This window comes from Paenibacillus xanthanilyticus (assembly GCF_042682185.1).
GTDB classification, from domain to species: domain Bacteria; phylum Bacillota; class Bacilli; order Paenibacillales; family Paenibacillaceae; genus Paenibacillus_Z; species Paenibacillus_Z xanthanilyticus.
The window spans coordinates 1,996,882-2,017,768 of the sequence record NZ_JBHUHA010000002.1 but is presented as its reverse complement, the minus strand read 5'-3'; the positions used below and the strand labels follow the sequence as shown (position 1 = coordinate 2,017,768).

The 20,887-nt window shown below is 60.5% G+C and carries 17 protein-coding genes; 13 read left to right on the top strand and 4 right to left on the bottom strand.

What is annotated here, in order from left to right:
- Positions 1–68 precede the first annotated feature (68 nt).
- The 3 genes from ACFSKT_RS26235 (at position 69) to ACFSKT_RS26225 (ending at position 2,181) form a co-directional block, all read left to right on the top strand.
- Positions 69–644, top strand: coding sequence for an RNA 2'-phosphotransferase (locus ACFSKT_RS26235; RefSeq protein ID WP_377719435.1), 576 nt, complete (start codon positions 69–71; stop codon positions 642–644).
- Positions 645–676: 32 nt separating this feature from the next.
- A complete protein-coding gene (locus ACFSKT_RS26230; RefSeq protein ID WP_377719436.1) occupies positions 677–898 on the top strand; it encodes a hypothetical protein in 222 nt (73 codons plus the stop codon).
- A gap of 278 nt (positions 899–1,176) precedes the next feature.
- Positions 1,177–2,181 (top strand): aromatic acid exporter family protein, encoded by a 1,005-nt coding sequence (locus tag ACFSKT_RS26225; RefSeq protein WP_377719437.1) that lies wholly within the window; start codon positions 1,177–1,179, stop codon positions 2,179–2,181.
- Positions 2,182–2,297: 116 nt separating this feature from the next.
- On the opposite strand, the gene ACFSKT_RS26220 is transcribed toward ACFSKT_RS26225, so the two are convergent.
- The 3 genes from ACFSKT_RS26220 to ACFSKT_RS26210 form a co-directional block, all read right to left on the bottom strand.
- Positions 2,298–2,774 carry a cupin domain-containing protein gene (locus ACFSKT_RS26220; protein WP_377719438.1) on the bottom strand — a complete coding sequence of 159 codons (477 nt, stop codon included), beginning with the start codon at positions 2,772–2,774 and terminating at the stop codon, positions 2,298–2,300.
- 114 nt (positions 2,775–2,888) lie between these two features.
- Positions 2,889–3,758: a WYL domain-containing protein gene (locus ACFSKT_RS26215; protein ID WP_377719439.1), complete on the bottom strand. Its 870-nt coding sequence runs from the start codon at positions 3,756–3,758 to the stop codon at positions 2,889–2,891.
- Positions 3,733–5,052: a helix-turn-helix transcriptional regulator gene (locus ACFSKT_RS26210; protein WP_377719440.1), complete on the bottom strand. Its 1,320-nt coding sequence runs from the start codon at positions 5,050–5,052 to the stop codon at positions 3,733–3,735. Before ACFSKT_RS26210 ends, ACFSKT_RS26215 begins: the two co-directional genes overlap by 26 nt.
- Before the next feature lie 409 nt (positions 5,053–5,461).
- On the opposite strand from ACFSKT_RS26210, the gene ACFSKT_RS26205 reads away from it, so the two are divergent.
- The 9 genes from ACFSKT_RS26205 to gntK all read left to right on the top strand — a co-directional run bounded on the left by ACFSKT_RS26205 (position 5,462) and on the right by gntK (position 17,858).
- Positions 5,462–6,265, top strand: a complete 804-nt coding sequence (locus ACFSKT_RS26205) for a nucleotidyltransferase domain-containing protein (RefSeq protein ID WP_377719441.1) — start codon at positions 5,462–5,464, stop codon at positions 6,263–6,265.
- A gap of 19 nt (positions 6,266–6,284) precedes the next feature.
- Positions 6,285–7,697, top strand: coding sequence for a 3' terminal RNA ribose 2'-O-methyltransferase Hen1 (locus ACFSKT_RS26200; protein WP_377719442.1), 1,413 nt, complete (start codon positions 6,285–6,287; stop codon positions 7,695–7,697).
- Positions 7,694–10,312, top strand: coding sequence for a polynucleotide kinase-phosphatase (locus ACFSKT_RS26195; protein WP_377719443.1), 2,619 nt, complete (start codon positions 7,694–7,696; stop codon positions 10,310–10,312). The genes ACFSKT_RS26200 and ACFSKT_RS26195 overlap by 4 nt, the downstream gene beginning before the upstream one ends.
- 211 nt (positions 10,313–10,523) lie before the next feature.
- Complete coding sequence (locus tag ACFSKT_RS26190; RefSeq protein WP_377719444.1) at positions 10,524–11,258, top strand: NAD-dependent protein deacylase; 735 nt, start codon at positions 10,524–10,526, stop codon at positions 11,256–11,258.
- A gap of 166 nt (positions 11,259–11,424) precedes the next feature.
- A complete protein-coding gene (locus ACFSKT_RS26185) occupies positions 11,425–12,618 on the top strand; it encodes an SEC-C metal-binding domain-containing protein (RefSeq protein WP_377719445.1) in 1,194 nt (397 codons plus the stop codon).
- Between the two features lie 301 nt (positions 12,619–12,919).
- On the top strand, positions 12,920–13,819 hold the full coding sequence (gene gnd, locus ACFSKT_RS26180; RefSeq protein WP_377719446.1) for a phosphogluconate dehydrogenase (NAD(+)-dependent, decarboxylating): 900 nt from the start codon (positions 12,920–12,922) through the stop codon (positions 13,817–13,819).
- A 267-nt stretch (positions 13,820–14,086) separates the two neighbouring features.
- A complete protein-coding gene (locus tag ACFSKT_RS26175; RefSeq protein ID WP_377719447.1) occupies positions 14,087–14,758 on the top strand; it encodes a GntR family transcriptional regulator in 672 nt (223 codons plus the stop codon).
- 158 nt (positions 14,759–14,916) lie between these two features.
- The gene (locus ACFSKT_RS26170) at positions 14,917–16,278 is read left to right on the top strand and encodes a GntP family permease (protein ID WP_377719448.1); all 1,362 of its coding nucleotides are present in this window, start codon (positions 14,917–14,919) and stop codon (positions 16,276–16,278) included.
- A gap of 50 nt (positions 16,279–16,328) precedes the next feature.
- Positions 16,329–17,858 carry a gluconokinase gene (gntK, locus tag ACFSKT_RS26165; RefSeq protein WP_377719554.1) on the top strand — a complete coding sequence of 510 codons (1,530 nt, stop codon included), beginning with the start codon at positions 16,329–16,331 and terminating at the stop codon, positions 17,856–17,858.
- A gap of 319 nt (positions 17,859–18,177) precedes the next feature.
- Here gntK and ACFSKT_RS26160 read toward each other — a convergent pair whose 3' ends face one another.
- Positions 18,178–19,893, bottom strand: a complete 1,716-nt coding sequence (locus ACFSKT_RS26160; RefSeq protein WP_377719449.1) for an ATP-binding protein — start codon at positions 19,891–19,893, stop codon at positions 18,178–18,180.
- Between the two features lie 263 nt (positions 19,894–20,156).
- On the opposite strand from ACFSKT_RS26160, the gene ACFSKT_RS26155 reads away from it, so the two are divergent.
- Complete coding sequence (locus ACFSKT_RS26155) at positions 20,157–20,885, top strand: metallophosphoesterase family protein (RefSeq protein ID WP_377719450.1); 729 nt, start codon at positions 20,157–20,159, stop codon at positions 20,883–20,885.
- Positions 20,886–20,887 lie beyond the last annotated feature (2 nt).

The window sequence follows — 20,887 nt, the reverse complement described above, 5'->3', positions numbered from 1 at the left end:
ACGTTCGAGACGCGCCCGATCAAGCTCCAAAGGCAAATCGACGCGTCGAGGAAAGAGGAGCGAGAGCAATGAACAACAAGCAGGAACGGCAGCGACTGAGCAAAATGTTGACCAAAATGCTGCGGCACGCGCCGGACGAGTTCGGTCTGAGACTCAACCAGGCGGACGGATCCTGCGAAGCGGATGCGCTGTTGGCCGCGCTTAGGCGCCAGTCGGTATGGGCCGGCGTCACGATGGAAGACATCGAAGCGGTTGTACGCCAGTGCGAGAAGCAGCGGTTCGAACTGCGGGAAGGGCGCATCCGCGCGCGGTATGGACATAGCTGCGAGCGGGTCGCTTACGAAGCGGCTGTGCCGCCGGCGATCCTTTACCACGGGACGAACCGGAAGGCGCTGGCGCAAATCAAGCAGGAAGGGCTTCGCGCAATGGGCAGGCAGTACGTCCATTTGTCCGAAGGCAAACCGTTCGCCGAGCTGGCCGGGCGACGACGGGGCGAGTTGGCGATGCTTCGGGTCGATACGGTGAGCGCCGCGCAAGCCGGCGTGACGTTCTATCGGGCCGGGAACGAAGTATGGCTGGCAGATCAAATACCTGCGGAAGTGTTGAATGAAGAGGGTCCGCGAGAGCCGGACTTGGATAGATGATGATGCGATTAATGAAAAACGAGGTGTTTCACTTGAACTATACGCAAGCAGCTACGCTGGTATGGCGTGCCGGACAGGATGGCATGCCGGGCGGCGCGCGGGAAGACGGTTATAACGGTCAGCTCGCGAAGGAAGCGACGAACGGATGGGGAAGCGCGGCAGGCGAGAAGCCGTATCCGCTTGCTCCGGCCGTACCGGCCATGACGCAGACGAAGAAAAAGCCGGCTTATACGGGCCGAATCATTATGGACTAGGTCGAATGCGCCCTGCTGTATCTGCTCGGTAAGGGGGCGTTGCTAGGAAGGTTTATACCGGGTGAATGAGGACCGGATGAAGCAAAAGCGCTGCCGTGGGCACATGGTCCTGAAGTTAAGTAAACTTCAGGACATAAGCCATGGGCAGCGCTTCTTTTGGCTTGTATCCACCCTGAAGGTTGGCGCTTACGGGAATCAGAACGTTTGCATGATGCCGAAGAGGGGAGTATGATGGGGAAACCAAGAGGATTTACAACAAAAGGAATCAGGTGACCGGAATGAAGATTGGCATCGGCTTTCGGACGATGAAGACGGCGCTCGGCGTCTGCGTGTCGGTCTGGATCGCCCAGTCGCTGGGGCTGGAATATTTCTCGGCGGCCGGAATATTGACGCTGCTGTGCATCCAGAAATCGCGCAAGCAGTCGTATTCGGCGGCGATTACCCGGGCGATGGCGTGCATCTCGGGGATGTTCTACGCCGCGATGCTGTTTCAAATCCTAGGCTATCATCCGTATACGTTCCTCGTTCTATTGATCACGTTCATTCCGTTCTGCGTTTGGCTCGGCGTACAGGAAGGGATTGCGAGCAGCATCGTCGTCGTGATGCACGTGTATATGCACGGTTACGTGGATGACGCGTTCGTGCTGAACGAGCTGATGGTCGTGGCGATCGGATTAGGCGTGGCGCTCATCATCAACTGGTACATGCCGAGCATCGACAAGGAAATTGAGAGCTGCCGGCGGGAGTCGGACCGGCTAACGAGCCGGATTTTGCATGAGATCGCCGTTTATCTCAAGGACAACGACGCGGTCTGGAACGGCAAGGAAGTGCTCGAGCTGGCCGATGTGCTGCGCAAAGGAAAACGGATGGCCGCGCTGGACGCGGAGAACAGCCGCCGGCGGAAGAAGGGTCTCAGCTATTCGGATTATTTCGAGCATAAGCAGCGCCAGTACGATCTGCTGGAGCGGATGCTGCCGTTCATCTCGCGGATCAACACGACGATCGAGCAGGGACGGCGGCTGGGCGAATTCGTCGAGCTGCTGAGCCAAAATCTCGACAACCGCGGCGAAGCGTCCCGGCTGCACGACATGCTGTGCGGCATTAGGGAGTATCATAAGCTGCTGCCGCTGCCGGAGACGCGGGAGGCGTTCGAGAACCGGGCCAACCTGTTCGTGTTCGCCAACGAGCTGCAGCGGTTCGTGGAGACGATTCGCAGCGGTCCCGGTGCTTACGTGGGGGAACCGGCCATTCGGCTGAAGAAGCGGACGGCGGGCGAGCGTTAGCGTGGTTCGTGACCTTCCGTGAGGAGCTGCTGTCGCATTATGAAAAAGCACGCGTTAGATGGCCCAAAGGCCGTCTAACGCGTGCTTTTTGCATGCTGGCAGGATGGTGGCGAGGACTATTCGCTCTTCGCTTCGTCCCGCGAAATAAGCGTGAAGTCGTCGTAGTGGAAGCCGGGCGCGACAACGCAGGAGACGAGCACCGGCTCGCTGCCGAGCGGCTTCGCTTTCTGCCAGACATTGGCCGGGATGAGCACCTGCGGCTGCTGGCCGTTCTCGATGTCCAGGCCGAGCACGAACTCCTGCGTCTCTTCGGACGGGGAATCGCCCGTGCCGCCGAGCGTGAGCAGCAGCGGACTGCCGGAGTGGTACAGCCACAGCTCGTCCGAGAGGACGACGTGCCAGTCGGACATTTCGTCCGGATGGAGCAGGAAGTAGATCGACGTCGCGGCCGGGCGGGAGCCGGAATACTTGCCGCCGAGCACCTCCTTCGGAATGTCGAAGGACGCCTTCCACAGCTCGCGGTACCAGCCGCCCTCGACGTGCGGCTTCAGGCCGAGCGTCTCGATGAGCGGCGAACGATAAGGGGTTGTCATGGTTTTCTCTCCTGTCCGGTAATGAAAATGAAATACGCCTATGCAGTAACGATAGTCAATACAGCGGCGAAATGCAACTTTTTGACGGATCGACGATAAGGACGGGATGCGGAGTTACCCCGCGTCTTTCTCGCCGGCCGCCTCCCGTGCTTCGGTGGAAGCGTTCGGTTCGGTGTCGGACTCGTCCGCGATGCCGTACCGGGCCAGCGCTTTCGTCGCGGATTCGTACATGCGCTTCTGATGGTAGGCGCCCTGGACGATGATGACCCGCATGCCGAGAAAACGGATTTTGGAGAGGACGTAGTCGCTGTCGTCGCCGGAGAATTCCAGCTTGATCTGATACGTGTCCAGCAGCTCGTCGTATTCGACCTCTTTCTCGAAACAGGAGAGCGCGTAGAGGATCCGTGACAGCTCGCGATTATAGGCGGGTACGACCGCAAGGGTCAGCTGCTTCTTGCGCTCCGCGAGCACCGTGGCGATGCGCGCCAAATTCGCCTCCGCCGCCGCTTCGGACATCGCGCTGAATTCCACCAGCATAATATTGCTCAGCTTGGTCGCCATCCACGCCCGCCGTCTTAGATGCATCCACAGCACGTACCATTCGCGCTTCACCATGGAATACTCGAGCTTGTAGGGAAACCCTCGTACATTGCGCTGGACGCTGCCGCTACGCAAGGTGTACGTGATGCGCATCCCTTTCTTGGCGGCGATAATGCGCCGCAATGGGCGAAGCAGCGGATGATGGACCTGCCGCTCGACGCTGCGCGCCTTCTCCTGCAGACCCGCGGGATAGCCGGCATCCGGTTCATCGGCCAACATCGCGACGAGCTTCTCGCGCGTCTCGGGCGCCAGGGCCGATGCCGCCGCCGGATGGGTCAGCATCGACTTCAGCCAAGCTCGTTCGTGGCGCGTCAGCGCGACGGTGCCGCTCTCGCCGAGCTTCGCCATCACCTGGTAGTTAAACATCTTCTCGAACAGATTCATAGTACCGCTGGATCTCCTTCCATTCGGCGATGAATTCCTCCCGCAGCCGCTTGGGCGCGAGCACCTCGCAGCTGGAGCCGAAGCTGCGCAGCCACGGCTTGATCTCCGTCATCCCGTTGACCGTGATCTCGTAGATGAACGACGTCTCGTCTTCCTCCGTAATGACGCCCCATTGGCCCTGCAGCTGCACCCGGTCTTTGATGAAATTCCTCCAGGCTTCCTCCGGATTGTAAAAGCGCGCGCGTATGGTGACCGGATAGCCGGTATCGACGAGCCAGCTCTGCTTCGTGCGCGCGTCCAGCAAGGCGAGCTTGGCCGCGAAATCCGCTTCTTCAACGGGATCGCCTTCCTCGATCTGGGTCATGCCTTCGAGCCGGAATTTGGCGACGCGCTGCTTGGTGCTATGGGCGAGCAAATACCAGCGTCCATATTGATGGTCGTAGACGACGCGAAGCGGCAGCACGCGCGCTTCCTTACCTTCGCTCTCGCGGGCGAACAGCGGGTTGGTGTTCTGGGAACCGTAGCTTTTGCCCGCCTTGGGGGAGAAATACAGAAATGTGATCGTGCGCCGCGCGGCGATCGCCTGCAGCAGCAGGTTCAGGTGCGCTTCGTCCAAAATCCGGGAGTAGTAATGGTACTTGTATAGGAACGGCTCGGCCAGCTCCTTGCCCCTCCGCCGGAGCGCTTTCTTCAAGCTGTCGCGCAGCAAATAACCCTGAACGGACGGCACTTGCGTGTTGGCCATGACGTCGACGAAATCGTAGAGATCGATCAATTCCTCGTCCGACAGCGCGGTCAATAGCTCCGTATACAGCCGGTAGCGGTACGGGCGGGCGCTGCCTTCGCGCACGATGACGCCGGCTTCCTCCAAATACTTCAGGTCGCTGCGGATCGTCTTCTCATCCGGCAGCGCCAGCTCCTCTGGCAGCCCGGCGCAGCATAGATCGAGCAGCTCTAGGGCGGTGAGGGGCCGCGACTCCAGCTCGGCGACAATCAGGGTCAACCGGTAGCTCTCGGTCTCTTTGACGGATTTGGCCCGGTAGAGGAACAGCAGGAGCGGGTCGGCGGACTCGTAATACGAATAGCGCAGCGTCTCGGCGAATTCCTTGCCCTGCTCGGCCGGCAGCCGTTCGTGCACGGCGCTGACGACGGCTTTGAGCTTGCGGATCGTCTTGTCGAACGTATGGATGGAGATGCCGAGCCGGTCGGCGAACTGCTGCCGGCTGTAAGCGCCGCTGGTCAGCACCAGCATGCGGAGGAATTGAATTTCTTTGTCGAAGCTTTCGCGTGCCATGCCGATCGTGTCCCCGTTTCTATCTTTCAACTATTTCCATTGTAGCAAGGCGCAGGGAGAAGGGAAACGGGAACATTTTCAAGCCGAGGGAGCAGGAGGAAGGGCTTATTGCGTGAGGAAGGACGTGCGGACGGACGTTAAGGAGCAAAATAGTAAGCTGGTGCGGCTATTTGAGTTCGGGCATGGGGTGCGGGGCGAAATAGGGGGCTATTTTGACCCTCGCCATACTTTCGCCATGTTCGCGCAGGTCGGGATCGGCGATGATGTGGAAGTGGAACAGCGGCATATCGGAGGCGGGAACATCGCGGCTCACGGTCAGTCCGACTGCGCAACCACGGCCACCGTAGTTTAGCAACCGAACAATTCATCACATGTACGATTCATCATCTGAACGAAGGAGGGATGCCCCATGCATCCATACGAAACAAATATTCAAGAGGCGCTGCGCAATATCGAGGCGGAGGAGGGCGTGCGTATTCTGTACGCGTGCGAATCCGGCAGCCGGGCATGGGGCTTCCCCTCGCAGGATAGCGATTACGACGTGCGTTTCATCTATGTTCGGTCCACAGACTGGTACTTATCGATCGACGATAAAAGGGACGTCATCGAGCGTCCGATCAACGATTTGCTCGATATAAACGGCTGGGATTTGCGCAAAGCGCTGCGGCTGTTCCGCAAGTCCAATCCGCCGCTCCTCGAGTGGCTGCAATCGCCTATTCCGTATTTGGAGCAAACGTCGGCTGCTTCGCAGATTCGAGGAATGTCCCCATTGGCTTTTTCACCGAAGTCTTGCATGTATCACTATCTAAGCATGGCCAGAGGGAACTTCCGAATGTATTTGCAGAACGAAGAGGTGCGGCTCAAAAAGTATTTCTACGTGCTGCGTCCGATATTCGCGTGCGGTTGGATCGAGGAGAACGGGACGATGCCGCCGATTGCGTTCGACGCGCTGTTCGAATCGCAAATACCGGCGGGCGGCGATCTGCACGCCATTATTGCGGACCTGCTGTCGCGCAAGAAGGCGGGCGACGAACTGGACCGGGGTCCTCAGATCGCGGCGCTGAACGGTTATTTGGAAGAGCGGATCGCGCATTTCGAACGGTCGGCGGTTCGCGTTCCGGTTGCAGGAGGGGGGCAATCGGACTGCTTGAGCGAGTTGTTTCGCCGGACGCTGAGGGAAGCGTGGGGAACGGAAAACGCAGCATTTCAATAAGAGATGGAGGAGAAGCGGGATGCAAATCATCATCCGGGCGGACGGAGCGGGCGCGAACATGCTGTCCCATCTGCTCGCCAAAAATCCGAACAACCTGTATGAACGAGAAGAAAAAGGGGCTAAGGTGCGCCTTGTGTATACGGTATGCGACGAGCAGCGGACGGAGGCGGTGCTCCATGTGTCGCCGGACCCGATCGAGCTCGTCAAGGGCAGTCCGGACAGCTATGACATTACGCAGTACATTAACGATCGAGAGTTCGTGACGAGCAGCTTGTTCTGCACGTATATCCGTCCTTCGCTCGGTACCGCGTTGAACGGCAAGCCGAAAGAAACGTTCGCGGAGTGGGTCTCGCACAAGTTCGCGCTCACGCTGTCGTTCGGGCCGGTCGCCTCCAATTTGCCGGAGCCCGTCGTGGAGCAGCTGTTCGCTTCGCTCGGCTACGAGGTCGAACAGGAGCGCGGCGAGGCGGACTATCCGTTCGCGCTGAAGCATCGCAGCTCGGTCCGTTACATCACGCTGCGCGGAAGACAGACGCTGCAAACCGCGCTTCGCCAGCTGTTCATTCTCATGCCGGTGCTGGACGATTACAAGCACTATTTCATCGGCGAAGCGGAGGTCGAGAAGCTCGAGCGCTACGGGGAGGGCTGGCTCGAGGCGCATCCGCAGCGGGAGCTGATCGTCAAGCGCACGCTGCGTTTCGCGGATGTGATCGAGCGGTATGAGGCGAATAGAGAGCCGGCAAGAGAGGAACAGAATGGTGCGGCAGAACCGGCCGCTGAAGCGGCGTCGCTCGCGGACGGCGCCGAACCTGCGCCGAAGGTCCGGCTCAACGAGCAGCGATACCAGGCGATCTGCGAAACCGTCCAAGGGCTGGAGCATAAGCGGACAGTCGTGGATTTCGGCAGCGGGGAAGGCAAATTGTCGGCACGGCTCGCGGAGCTTGCGGGCGTCCAAGAGGTGATGGCCGTCGAGCCGTCGGCCATCGCCCGGAAGCGGGCGGCGGATCGCTTCGCCAAGCTGGCCGAACGCGGTCAAGGCGTCGTGCCGAAGACGGTTACGGGCTCGCTGTTCTATTACGACGAGTCGCTGCGCGGTAAAGACGTCATTGTTCTGTGCGAGGTGATCGAGCATATCGAGGCACACCGCGTGGAACGGGCGATCGCGACAATTCTGAACGAATACGCCCCGCATGCGCTGATCGTCACGACGCCGAACCGGGAGTACAACCAGGTATACGAGATGGGCGAAGCGATGCGGCATGCCGATCACCGGTTCGAATGGACGCGCGGCGAATTCCGCCAAGCATGCGAGCGGTGGCGGACGGACGGATACGAGCTGGAGCTGCAAGGCGTCGGCGAGAGGCACGAAGCTTACGGCCATCCGACCCAGATGGCGATCTTCCGAAGGAGAGAGGAGAAGAAGGAAGCATGACGACGGAACAACAAGAAACAAGAAGAACGATTCGGCTGCCGCATGCGGGCATCGTGCTGCTGGTCGGTCCGTCGAACAGCGGCAAGACAACGCTGCTTGCGAGGCTCGTCCGCGAAGGAGCGCTGCTGGCGACCGAGACGGTCTCCTCCGACCAATTCCGGATGCTCGTCGGGGACGACGAATTCATCGATTGGCGGGGCCGGCCGAAGCTGGAAGCAGATGTACTGTACGCCGCGTATCAGCTGGTGTCGGAGCAGGCGTTCGCCGCGTTGGAGAACGTGCTCGAGATGCGGTGCCGGTTCGGAAAACTGACGGTGGTCGACGCCACGCATCTGTATCCGGATGACCGGAACAACTATATCGAGATCGCCCGGCGTCATCACGTCCCCGTCATGGCGCTCGCCCTTGACGTGCCGGAGGAGACGCTGCTGGCGCGGGATGCCTGGCGGGAGCATCCGCGCGGCAGGCAGCGGGTGAAGCAGCAGGCGCAGTTATTCAAGCGGGCGCTGCGAAGCTTGAAGAGCGAGGCGTTCGACGCGTCCTACATCGTCAAGGATGCGGCGCTGGCGGACATCCGGATCGAGCGCAAGCGTAACCCGCTGCAGCTTGAGCTGGGCGCCGGCATTGATATCATCGGCGATATTCACGGCTGCTTCGACGAAATGATGGCGCTAGTCGGCAAACTGGGCTACGGGCTGAGCGAAGACGGTCTATACCGTCATCCGGACGGGCGCAAGCTCGTGTCCGTCGGCGACGTGATGAGCCGAGGGCCCAAGTCGATGGAAGCGATGAATTTCTGGGAGACGCACGTCCGCGCGGGTCTGGCCTTCATGGTCGACAGCAACCACGGGTGGAAAATCGCGCGTTATTTGGACGGCCGCGACGTCACGCTCAATCATGGTGACGAGAAGCTGGCGGAGGAGCTGGCCCGGTATGAGGCCGAGCAAGGCGAGGCGGCGGCCGAATGGAAGCGCCGCATGCGTGACTTCCTGCTGGCCGCACCGTCCCATCTGGTCTTCGCGCGTGAAGGCGTTCGGCATGTCGTCGTGGCGCACGCGGGCATCCGGGACGAGTTTATCGGCAAGCAGTCCAAGCGGATTCAAGACTTCTGCCGATTCGGGGATACCGAAGGGACGGACGCGCAGGGCAAGCCGATCCGCAAGGAATGGCACACGGGTCATCGGTCAGGCGAGCTGATTGTTTGGGGGCACGACGTCCGTCCGCGTCCGGAGACGGCGGGGCTTACGATCAATATCGACCAGGGCGTCGTGTTCGGCGGCGAGCTGACGGCCTTTCGCTACCCGGAGCGAAGGTTCGCGAGCGTGCAGGCGGCTCGGGATTATTCGGGGGCGGCGGACAATCCGCTCGCGCTGCGGGCCGCGGATCGGTTCGCGCTGCCGAATATGGCGAAGCTGGCCGACGGCTATACGGTGGAGACGGACAGCTGCGGGGCGATCGGCATCCGCGGGGAGTTCGTCAAAGCCGCGATCGATACCGTCTCGCATTATACGGTGCCGATCGAAGAGCTGGTCTACATCCCGCCGACGATGAGCCCACCGGCGGTAGCGGCGGACGCGCGCTTCCTGGAGCATCCCCGCGAGGCGTTCGCGTATTACCGGGCGCATGGCGTCACGACGATGGTGGCGGAGAAGAAGCATATGGGCAGCCGCGCGATTGTGGTGCTGTTCAAGGACGAGGATGCGGCCGAGGCTTATGTTGGACGGCGCACGCCTGGGACGGTCTATACCCGCACGGGTAGGCCGTTCTTCCAGCCGGCCATCGAGCGCGAGCTGTTGGAGAGGCTGCGGCGCGACTTGTCGGCCGCCGCGTATTTCGAACGGCACGAGACCGAGCTGCTTGTGCTCGACGCCGAGATTTTGCCGTGGAACTTGAAGGCCAAGGAGCTGATCGCCGCTCAGTACGCGCATGTCGGCGAGGCGGCGGTGATGGACCGCGCGAAGCTGCTCGAGAAGCTGCAAGCTGCCCGAGATGGCGGCCGCGACGTTGGCGATTGGCTCGCGGAGACGGAAGCGCGGCTGGCCGGCGCGCGGACGTTCAAGGAAGCGTTCCAGGCGTACTGCTGGGACGTGGAAGGGCTCAGCGGCGTGCGGATCGCCCCGTTCCACTTGCTCGCCCACAGCGGAGGCACGTTCTTCGACCGGACGCATCAGTGGCATATGGAGCGTGCGGAGGAGCTGGCCGGCCTATCCGAGCTGTTCATGGCGACCGAATACCGGGTCATTACGGATGAGGCGAGCGAGGAAGATGTCGTCCGCTGGTGGGAGACAATGACGGCGGACGGCCACGAGGGCATCGTCGTTAAGCCGGAGCGGTACATGACGCGCAGCGGCGGCAAGCTCGTTCAGCCGGCCATCAAAGTCCGGGGACGCAAGTATTTGCACATCATTTACGGGATGGACTACTTGGAGCCGGATAATCTGCGCCGCCTGAAGGGGCGCAAGAGCGGGAAGAAAGAGCGTCATGCGCTCATGGAATTCGCACTCGGCATGGAAGGGCTGGAGCGGTTCGTCCGCCAAGAGCCGGTGGAGCGGATGCACGAATGCGTATTGGCGGCGCTCGCGATGGAGTCCGATCCGGTGGATCCGCGTTTGTAGTGGGCGATGCTTCGTCAGTCGGCTGCACGACCGGAGCCGGACATGCGCACGGAAAGCGCATGGAAAGTTGAAAAAACACGAAATACTTGAGAGAGGCGGGCCTGGATAAGGCTCGCTTTCTTTTATTTTCCAAGGCGAACGTGGTATGGTGATAGGGCAAGCAGCGCGAGCGACGCTGCAATGGCATGCACTCGAGACGGGAGGGAAAGCGATGGAGTTGGACCAGTTGAAGGCGCGCGTCGCCGCGAGCGCGAACATCGTGTTTTTCGGCGGGGCGGGCGTGTCGACGGAGAGCAGCATCCCGGATTTCAGGTCGGCGACAGGGCTGTATCAGACGAGCGGAGCGGGGGCTTACCCGCCAGAGGTCATGCTCAGCCGCAGCTTCTTCCGCACACACCCCGAGGAATTCTTCGAATTCTACCGCGCGCGGATGCTCTATCCGGACGCGAAGCCGAACGCGGCGCACGAGGCGCTCGCCGAGCTGGAGCGGCAGGGGCGGCTTACCGCGGTCATCACGCAAAATATAGACGGTCTTCATCAGCAGGCGGGGAGCAGGCGGGTGCTGGAGCTGCACGGCTCGGTGCTGCGCAATTACTGTTTGGGCTGCGGGCGTACATACAATTTGGCTTACATCCTTAATCATCCCAATAACGTGCCAACCTGCGGCGTGTGCGGCGAAATCGTCCGGCCGGACGTCGTACTGTACGAGGAGAACCTCGACATGAAGGTGCTCCTGGAAGCGGCGGACTGCATCGCGGCGGCGGATCTGCTCATCGTGGGGGGCACCTCATTAACGGTCAATCCTGCGGCCGGTCTGGTGGCTGAATACGAAGGCGACGGACTCATCTTGATTAATAAGACGGCGACGCCTTACGACAGTCGGGCAAGCTTCGTCATTCGGGAGTCGATCGGGCAGGTTTTGCGGGCGCTCGTGCCATGCGGATAAGCGAACGTGTCTAGCGGGAGCGGCTTTGCGAGCCGTTCGTTGCGAGGGCGGGTACGCAGGCGAAGGGAGCGAACCGCGTGCGCTGGATGGTTCCTCCACTTCCGCTCGCGGCCGATCTATGGTACGGTAGACGATAGCGAATTTTTTGGAATCAAGATAAGGCGGGATGTTGAACGTGATGGGCACGAGCATGAAGCAGGAAGCGGCGGCGATCGCACGGCCGGAAATCAAGCGCTGGAGCGAGATCGAGACTACGTTCTCCTTGGAGGCGGGGCTGTCGCGCCTGACCAAGGACGAGCTGCTGGCGATCCGGCAGCAGTTGGGCGTTGCCAAGCTGAGCAGCAAGACGAAACCAGAATTGATCATCGCGACAAAGGCCTCTATATTGGAAGCTTTTCAAGCGGTGCTTGATACAATGGATACGAGTGACGATGCATTGTTCCGCGAGCTGATCATGGAACGGAGCGGAGCATGGCCGTACGAGGACGAACGCGCGGTAGCGCTGCTGCCTCTTCTGGCGCGGGGATTGGTGTTCCCGGGCACAATCGAAGGGGCGAAGATGCTGGTCATGCCGCTGGAGGCGCAGCGGGATTGGCAGAGTCGCGGTGGTCAGGCGAGCAAGGGGGCGAGTGACCCGGCCGCGGCCGAACGGATGAAGCTGACGCGCGGCCTGCTCCATTATTATGGCCGGCTAACGAAGCCGCAGCTGCACAAATACATGGAGCAATACGCGAAGCACGTCATCTCTTCGGCGGACTACTACGCGGAAATCATGGACGAGGTCGAGCGCGGCCATTTGCAATACGACGAGGAAATGGGCGTCTACGACGCTGGTGTCGACGATTTCAAATGGCTGTTCGACGAGCAGCACGCCCGCCGCGACATTCCGTACTGCGCGTTCACGAAGGGACAGCTGCTCGAAGCGGGCGAGCTCGATTTCGTGGACAGGAACCCGGCTTACAACGCGTTCGTCGCATTCCTGGAACAGCAATTGCAGGCGGAGGAAGACGAAGCGGACGATATCGCGGCGGACGTCGTGCTCTCCATTCAGGAGCGGATCGGTCTGCATGACGTCGTCGGATCGCTGCAGAACCACTTCCAGATCAGCGAGTTGAGCGTGCTGGAGGCGCTCGTGGAGCGAGTCGTCGAGCTCATGAACAATACCCGTCAATGGACGCTCAAAGGCCACACGCCAAACGAGCTGTCGGCCAAGCGCAGCCAGGCGGGGAACGTCATGGCCGCCGCGCCGGCGATGCGTCCCGGCGTCGTCGTGCCGTTCCGGGCGGAGACGAAGGTCGGGCGGAACGACCCGTGTCCGTGCGGCAGCGGGAAGAAAGCGAAGAAGTGCTGCGGCGCGTAAGAGCGCAGTAACATGTAGAGGCATAGGGAACGTCGGGAGCGCCGTGCGGGAAGCGGCGCGGGTCCCGGCGTTTTTTTGTGTATGGGCGGCGGCCGGCAGATGGCAGCGCACCACACGAGCGCGGGGCGTAGAACGCGTGGGCAGGAGGCACCAACTCGAATTAAACCTGGTTTAGAGAGGCAGACTGTGAAATTAAGGAAAGCGGCTGCGTATTTACAGAATCAAATGAAAGCGGTATTATAGATGCATTGGAATACTTGTATACAGGTATACTTGTAAGCTTCGGAAAGGGTGGTAGCATATGAAGCTTGGTTTAATCGGATTGGGCAAAATGGGATTTAGTTTAGCGCAAAACTTGCTACGCAACGGTCACGAGACCGTCTTGTACGACGTTAATCCGGAGCCGGCGAAGCAGCTGGCCGAAGAAGGCGGGGTGCCTGCCGAGACGATCGCGCAGCTGGCGTCGTCGCTGGCGAAGCCGCGCATCGTGTGGATCATGGTGCCGGCAGGCGAGATCGTCGACAAGGTGCTGGACGAGCTGATGCCCATGCTCGAGGAGGGCGACATCGTCATCGACGGCGGCAACTCGCACTATAAGCAATCGGTCGCGCGAGGCGCGAAGCTCGGCGAGCGGGGCATTCGCTTCCTGGACTCCGGCACGTCCGGCGGCGTAGAGGGGGCGAACCAAGGCGGCTGCTTCATGGTTGGCGGCTCCAAGGCGGCGTTCGAGAGGGTAGAGCCGATCTTCCGCAGCATCGCTTGCGAGAACGGTTATCTGTATGCCGGCGAGAGCGGCAGCGGCCACTATCTCAAGATGATTCATAACGGCATCGAATACGGCATGATGCAGTCGATCGCCGAAGGATTCGAGCTGCTGAGCAAGAGCGAATACGGCTTCGACTATGAAGACGTCGCGCGCGTATGGGCGAACGGCTCGGTCATCCGCGGCTGGCTGATGGAGCTGACGGAGCGCGCGTTCGCGAAGGATCCGAAGCTGGACGGCATCCGGGGCGTCATGAAGAGCTCCGGCGAAGGCAAGTGGACGGTCGAGACCGCCCTCGAGCTGGAGGCGAGCACGCCGGTCATCGCGTTGTCGCTGCTCATGCGCTATCGTTCCCTGGAGAACGACACATTCCACGGCAAAGTCGTCGCGGCGCTGCGGAACGAATTCGGCGGTCACGCGGTTGTGCGCAGCGAGTAGAGCAAGCCGATTGAAAGGCTCGCGAGGCGACATTAACCGGCAGGCGAACGCCGCCGTGTGAAGGCCGTCCGTCGACCGCTCTTGCACGAGACCGCAGACGCAGCCGCGTGAGCTGCATGCATTCGCCCGGCAATGGATGGAGCTGCGGCGAAGCGCGCAAGCCGCGCCGGCGCCGCGATTCCGTGGCATCCGCGTCCGCACCTATGCTACAATGAAGGATATTGTTCATAGCTGCGTACGAAATGGATGACTAGGAGAGTCGATGGAATGCGGTATCCTTCTGCATGGCTGGCGGGCCTGTCCCTCGGGGAGACGATCGCCTGCGAATTAAGGCTGCAAATTATTAACGGCACGATCAAATCCGGCGAGGTCATCTCGGAGAATCGGATCGCCGCCGACTTCAATACAAGCCGCTCGCCGGTGCGGGAGGCGCTGAAGTCGCTCTCGAACGAAGGGCTTATCAGGTTAGAGCGGATGGGCGCGGTCGTGCTGGGCCTATCCCGCACTGACGTGGAGGAGCTGTACGACGTGCGTTTTCTGATCGAGAGCTTCGTCCAGCAGCGGCTCGCTTTCGCCGACAATACGGCGCTGACCGCGAGCCTGCTGCAGCTGATCGATAAGATGGAGCTGGCGGTAAAGCATGGCGACGTCGTCGAATTCGCGCATTTGGATTTCACCTTCCACGAGACGATCGTTACGGCGGCGGCGCACACCCGGATTCTGCACCTATGGAAAAGCATCCGCCACATCGTGCTGACCGTCATGCTGATCACGACCGACGAGGTATTCTCGGAAGGGGAAGCGAAGCTGGCGTCCGTTATCGACAAGCATCGTATTATCGTCAGCGGCCTGGCGTCCAAGAACGTGGACACGATCCGCGAGGTCGTGGAGACGTACTTCGCCGATTCGCGCACGACGCTGTATCACAGTCTTCCCTAAGGAAGCTAGCCCACGAACTGCCGCTTCGGCGGCGTTCGGGCGGCTCTCTGTACACTCAAGTTGTCGACAGGTATACTTGTTTTAATCCGCATCATGAAAGCGCTCTTAGGGCATAGTACCTCGGAGCGTTAGCCGCTAACAAATTAAGGAGGATCTTCATGGATAGCTTGTTCGGTCTCAGTCATAACGCGACGCTGCTCGTCTGGACACTCGTCGCCATCGTATTCTTGGTTGTGCTTATCGCGAAATACAAGTGGAACCCGTTCGTGACGCTGCTCATCTCGGCGCTCATGCTCGGCCTGCTCGCCGGCATGGACCCGCAGGAGGTCATCAAGTCGGTGACCGGCGGCCTCGGCGGCACGCTCGGCACGATCGCGATCGTCATCGGTCTGGGCACCATGCTCGGCAAAATGATGGCGGAATCCGGCGGCGCCGAGAAAATCGCCACGACGCTCGTCGACCGCTTCGGCGAGAAGCGCGTTCATTGGGCGATGATGATCGTCGGCTTCATCGTCGGCATTCCGGTCTTCTTCGAGGTCGGCGTCATTCTGCTCATCCCGATCGTGTTCACTGTCGCACGCAAGACGGGCATGCCGCTGCTGAAGATCGGCATCCCGATCCTCGCCGGCCTCTCGACCGTGCATGGGCTTGTCCCGCCGCACCCGGCGCCAATGATCGCCATCGATGCGTTCGGCGCGGATTTGGGTAAAACGATTCTGTATTCGCTGCTGATCGGCCTGCCGACCGCGATCCTGGCCGGTCCGATATTCGGCAAATTCATCGGCAAGCGGATCGACGTCTCGCCGCCGGCCGAGCTTGCGGAGCAGTTCGCCGCGAACGAAAATCGCCAGCTGCCGGGCTTCGGAATGACGTTGTTCACGATTCTTCTCCCTGTTATTCTTATGTTAATCGGTTCCATCGCGACCATCGCCGATCCGGACGGCGTGAACGGGTTCACGCATTTCGCGGAGTTCATCGGCCATGAAATCATCGCCTTGCTCATCTCGGCCGTCTTCGCGTTCTTCTCGCTCGGCTTCGCCAGAGGCTTCACGAAGGAAGACGTCTCGCGCTTCGCGAACGAATGTCTGGCGCCGACCGCGTCCATCATTCTGATCATCGGCGGCGGCGGCGCGTTCAAGCAGGTACTCATCAACAGCGGCGTCGGCACGGCGATCGGCGAGATGGCGACGGCCGCGAACGTGAACATTATTCTATTCGCATGGCTCGTCGCGGCGCTGATCCGCGTGGCCACGGGCTCGGCGACGGTCGCGATGACGACCGCGGCCGGCATCGTGACGCCGGTTCTAGCCATGAACCCGGGCACGAACGTCGAGCTTGTCGTGCTGGCGACCGGCGCGGGCTCGCTCGTACTCTCCCACGTCAACGATGCGGGTTTCTGGATGGTCAAGGAATTCTTCAATATGTCCGTCGTGCAAACCTTGAAATCGTGGACGGCGATGGAGACGATTCTGTCCGTCGTCGGCCTTATCTTCATCCTGCTTCTGAGCACGGTCGTGTAACGGAAGCGAACTTGTAAGGAAAGAAGGTCTTCCCATTGAGCAGCACCTATATGATAGGCGTCGATATCGGCACGACCAGCACGAAAGCCGTCCTGTTCGAGGAGAACGGGACGGTCGTTGCCAAGGCGAACGAGGGCTATCCGCTCTATACGCCGACCTCGTCGATCGCCGAGCAAAATCCGGACCACATTTTCCAGGCCGTCCTGGCGACGATTAACGGCGTCATGAAGCAAAGCGGCATCGAACCGGCAAGCGTCCTGTTCGTCTCGTTCAGCTCCGCGATGCACAGCGTCATCGCGGTCGACGCGGAGTGCAAGCCGCTGACGGCGTGCATCACGTGGGCGGACAACCGCAGCGCGGCGATGGCGGAGAAGCTGAAGCGGGAGCTGGACGGGCAAGCGATCTACGCGCGCACCGGCACGCCGATCCATCCGATGTCGCCGCTGGCGAAGCTGATGTGGCTGCGCCAGGACGAGGAGGAGACGTTCCGCAAGGCGAGCAAATTCATCTCGATTAAGGAATACGTCTTCGCCAAGCTGTTCGGCGAGTACGTCATCGACTACTCGATCGCTTCGGCGACGGGCATGATGAACCTCGCGACGCTGAGCTGGGACGAGGAAGCGCTGGCGTTGGCGGGCGTTACCCCCGGTCAGCTGTCCAAGCTTGTTCCGACGACGTACGCGCTGCATGATCTGAAGCCGGCGTACGCGGCCGACATGGGACTCTTGCCGACGACGCCGTTCATCGTAGGTGCGAGCGATGGCGTGCTCTCGAACCTCGGCGTGAACGCGATCGAGCCGGGCGTCGTCGCGGCGACGATCGGGACGAGCGGCGCGATCCGCACGGTCGTCGATCGTCCCGTGACCGATCCGAAGGGCCGCATCTTCTGCTACGCCCTGACCGATAAGCATTGGGTCATCGGCGGTCCGGTCAACAACGGCGGCATGCTGTACCGGTGGGTGCGCGACGAATTCGCCTCCGCCGAGGTCGAGACCGCCGAGCGGCTCGGCATAGACGCGTACGATCTGCTCAATCAGATCGCGGAGCGGGTCCGTCCCGGCGCGGACGGGCTGCTGTTCCACCCGTATCTCACGGGCGAGCGGGCGCCGCTGTGGAATCCGGACGCGCGCGGCTCGTTCTTCGGGCTAACGATGCATCACAAGAAGGAGCACCTCATCCGTTCGGTGCTGGAGGGCGTCATTTTCAATTTATACACGGTACTGCTGGCCATGGAGGAACAGATCGGACGTCCGACCAAAATCCAGGCGACGGGCGGCTTCGCGCGCTCGCCGCTGTGGCGCCAGATGATGGCCGATATTTTCGACCAAGAGGTCGTCGTGCCGGAGAGCTTCGAGAGCTCCTGTCTTGGCGCCGTCGTGCTCGGCCTGTATGGTCTCGGCCGGATCGATTCCCTGAACGTCGTCTCGACGATGGTCGGCGCGACGCATTCGCACAAGCCGATTAAGGAGAACGCGAAGGTGTATCACGAGCTGCTGCCGATCTATATCCAAATCTCGCGCAAGCTCGAAGAGGAATATACGGCGATCGCGAAGTTCCAGCAGCGGTTGTTCGAATCCTAAGGCTAGAGTAGAAGGGGCTGTTCCCGGAGTACGTCGAAAGACGGCCGCGGGCAGCCCCTTCGCTGCGTTCGTAGGCCCGACGGCGGGGCAAGCAGAAGAAGGCCGGGTCTAGCGTCCGCGTGGCATCCCGCGCGCGAGACGACGGCATCCTTCCCGGTGCTTGACTCGTCTACTATAAAAGGCGGGAGAGAAGGGTGGTTTTCATGGAGGTCATCCACGCGCCGGGCGGGGATTTTTAACCTCGCGACGGCAAAAAGCTGCTCGATCCGGTTAGCGCGGACGAAGCAGCTTTTTTTGGGAAGACAACGATAGAACACTTTCATTGCCGGCTTGCGGACTCCAGCGGCAGACTCACCTCGATCGTCGTGCCGCGGCGCTCTTCGCTGAAGACGCGGACGGTGCCGTTGTGATTCTCGATGATTTTGCGGCTGACCATGAAGCCGAGGCCGGTGCCTTTCTCCTTGGTCGTGTAGAAGGGTTGGCCGAGCCGGGCGAGCACGTGCTCCGGAATGCCCCCGCCTTGATCGACGAAGCGGATATGCAGCATACCCTCGCCTTGCGCCAGCTGGATGAGCAGCTCTCCGCCGTCCGGCATCGCTTCGATCGCGTTCTTGATGAAATTGATGCACACCTGCTTGATCTGGTTCTCCTCGCATTCGAGACACAGGTTCTCGTCTTCGAAATCGGTCAGGATGCGCACGTTGTTCAAATTCGCTTGGGCGTCGAGCAGCGTAATGACGTCCCGGATCAGCGCCGCGATATTGCGCGACTGGAAGTGGACCGCCTGCGGCTTTGCCAGCATGAGCAGCTCGCTGAGGATCGTCTCGATGCGCTGAATCTCGGATGCCATGATGTCGAAATACAGCTGCTTGCTCGTGCCCCCGGACTGCAGCAAATGAAGGAAGCCTTTCACCGCCGTGACCGGATTGCGAATCTCGTGGGCGATACCCGCGGCCAATTCGCCTGCGATCGAGAGCTTCTCCGTGCGGATCAGCAGCTCCTGCGCCTGCATGCGCTCGGTGATGTCGCGCACGATAACGGCCCGGCCGTTCGGGTTGTCGTCCTCGTCAAGCAGGGGGAACGAGGAAATCATGACGTTGACCGACGTGCCGTCCTTCCGGTATCGAAGCGACTCATAGCCCTCGACGTTGCGTCCGGTCATATTGACATGCTTGTTGCGCGGCACCTCATACCGGCGGTCCAGCGGAATGATCGGCAGCACGGCGGCCTTCAAGCCCATTACCTCTTCGTTGGTCCAGCCGAAGAGTCGTTCGAACGCTTGATTGACCCGAATCACCTTCTCGTCTTGGTTCAAGATGATAACCGGATCGAGATTGCGGGTAATGAACGATTCAAGCTGCGATTGCGTGGCGCGGAGCTGATCTTCCGTCTTCTTTCGCATGGCCGATTCCTGCTCGGTTCGCTGGCTTTCCATGCGGAAGGGAGCTGAGAGGGGGAAGAACGGGGCGTCCTTCGCGTACAACGGAGATACGACAAGCGCCTGGTCGGTCAGCCAATACGCATGGTGCCGCAGCAGCTTGTGCTGCAGGGTCGCGGTCATCTGCGCGCCGTTATAGCAGCAGACTGCCGAGAAGCCTTGCGTCGTGACGCTGTAGTCCGCCAGGTGCTCCAACATCTCAAGCTCGCCAGGCGCCTCCGCATTCTCCGGCCACTCGGCGTGTGCCCATAAGCGGAAGGTGATGCCTCCCGCGCTGAGCGGCACGAGGAGGTCCTTATACTGCTCCAGCACCATGCCGCAGCAGAACGGTTCTCGTACCCGGTAAAATTCCAGGCTGTTCACGTAGCGCACAAGGTCAAGCTGTGCGTCGGACTGGCCGTCTTGCAGCATTCGGAAAATGCGGTCATAGCGATCCTGTCTATCGATGAATAACACTTGATGGCCTTGTTCGATGCCGCATGTAATGAAGGAGACGGCCTGCCGGGTGTACGCGTCAAGTTCATCGTACACATAGAGAACATGACCGCTGCCGGCTGATTCTAACAGTTGATTTAATTGCGTGATCTGATCGCTCATGCGACACCTCATTAAGGTTCTGCTTGGGAAGCATGGATACTGCCGATTAACCAGGAAGCTGCGATCTATTTCCTATATAGAGAAAATTGTAGCATTAAACTTTCGGCTTGCACATGGAAGAAGTAGCCGATTCTTTCAGGGAGAATAGTCGCGTTTTTCGCGAAAAGCATGGAAATCTATCATCTTTCATTGCATCGGCCTATTGTTATCGTACGCGCCTAACCCTATCGTTAGTCCTAACCATTCGGAGGGAGCGTTGTTCCATGACTAAAGAGCGCACGCTCGTCGTCAGCGACGTCCACGGCTGCGACGAAGAATTACGGTTATTGCTGGAGGCGATGTCGTTCCGGCCCGAGCGCGATCAGCTGATTCTGCTCGGCGATTACGTCGATCGGGGGCCCCGCAGCAAGGAGGCCGTCGCGTACGTATGCCAGTTGGTCCGGCAGGAAGGGGCGCTGGCGCTGCAGGGGAACCACGACAACCGATTCGTGAATGTCGTCGCCGGCCTGGCCTCGGCGGAAGAGAAGATGAAATTCTGGGAGAAAGGCGGCGCGGAAACGCTGAGCAGCTACTATGGCCGTATTGTCGCGGCCTCTGAAGACGAGGAGGAGACCTGCTGCCGCTATATTCGGGAACATTACGCCGAGGATCTTCGATTCCTGAAGGACTTGCCGATGTACTACGAGGATGAAGCCTTCATCTACGTGCATGCCGGCCTCAATCCGGCGTACGCCGATTGGAAGCTGCAGCCCGCCAGAGACTTCCTTTATATTCGCGAGTCGTTCTACGGAGGGAATGCAAGGTACGGGAAGACGGTCATTTTCGGCCATACGAAGACCGTAGAGCTGCATGGTTCGCCGGAGGTCTGGTTCGGTCCGGGAAAGATCGGCATCGACGGCGGATGCGCGCTCGGCTATCAGCTGAACGGCATCGAAATCGCCGGCGGCCGGGTCAATCGGATATGGCGTCAGCCGCGGCTCGAGGGGCCGTGACG

What these genes read in the sequence shown, in the direction of transcription:
- ACFSKT_RS26190 (WP_377719444.1), top strand. Translation starts at nt 10,524, where the DNA reads ATGGAGTTGGACCAGTTGAAGGCGCGCGTCGCCGCGAGCGCGAACATC.
- ACFSKT_RS26225 (WP_377719437.1), top strand. Translation starts at nt 1,177, where the DNA reads ATGAAGATTGGCATCGGCTTTCGGACGATGAAGACGGCGCTCGGCGTC.
- ACFSKT_RS26235 (WP_377719435.1), top strand. Translation starts at nt 69, where the DNA reads ATGAACAACAAGCAGGAACGGCAGCGACTGAGCAAAATGTTGACCAAA.
- ACFSKT_RS26210 (WP_377719440.1), bottom strand. Translation starts at nt 5,052, where the DNA reads ATGGCACGCGAAAGCTTCGACAAAGAAATTCAATTCCTCCGCATGCTG.
- ACFSKT_RS26185 (WP_377719445.1), top strand. Translation starts at nt 11,425, where the DNA reads ATGTTGAACGTGATGGGCACGAGCATGAAGCAGGAAGCGGCGGCGATC.
- ACFSKT_RS26160 (WP_377719449.1), bottom strand. Translation starts at nt 19,893, where the DNA reads ATGAGCGATCAGATCACGCAATTAAATCAACTGTTAGAATCAGCCGGC.
- ACFSKT_RS26170 (WP_377719448.1), top strand. Translation starts at nt 14,917, where the DNA reads ATGGATAGCTTGTTCGGTCTCAGTCATAACGCGACGCTGCTCGTCTGG.
- ACFSKT_RS26155 (WP_377719450.1), top strand. Translation starts at nt 20,157, where the DNA reads ATGACTAAAGAGCGCACGCTCGTCGTCAGCGACGTCCACGGCTGCGAC.
- gnd (WP_377719446.1), top strand. Translation starts at nt 12,920, where the DNA reads ATGAAGCTTGGTTTAATCGGATTGGGCAAAATGGGATTTAGTTTAGCG.
- ACFSKT_RS26195 (WP_377719443.1), top strand. Translation starts at nt 7,694, where the DNA reads ATGACGACGGAACAACAAGAAACAAGAAGAACGATTCGGCTGCCGCAT.
- ACFSKT_RS26200 (WP_377719442.1), top strand. Translation starts at nt 6,285, where the DNA reads ATGCAAATCATCATCCGGGCGGACGGAGCGGGCGCGAACATGCTGTCC.
- ACFSKT_RS26220 (WP_377719438.1), bottom strand. Translation starts at nt 2,774, where the DNA reads ATGACAACCCCTTATCGTTCGCCGCTCATCGAGACGCTCGGCCTGAAG.
- ACFSKT_RS26215 (WP_377719439.1), bottom strand. Translation starts at nt 3,758, where the DNA reads ATGAATCTGTTCGAGAAGATGTTTAACTACCAGGTGATGGCGAAGCTC.
- gntK (WP_377719554.1), top strand. Translation starts at nt 16,329, where the DNA reads ATGATAGGCGTCGATATCGGCACGACCAGCACGAAAGCCGTCCTGTTC.
- ACFSKT_RS26205 (WP_377719441.1), top strand. Translation starts at nt 5,462, where the DNA reads ATGCATCCATACGAAACAAATATTCAAGAGGCGCTGCGCAATATCGAG.
- ACFSKT_RS26175 (WP_377719447.1), top strand. Translation starts at nt 14,087, where the DNA reads ATGCGGTATCCTTCTGCATGGCTGGCGGGCCTGTCCCTCGGGGAGACG.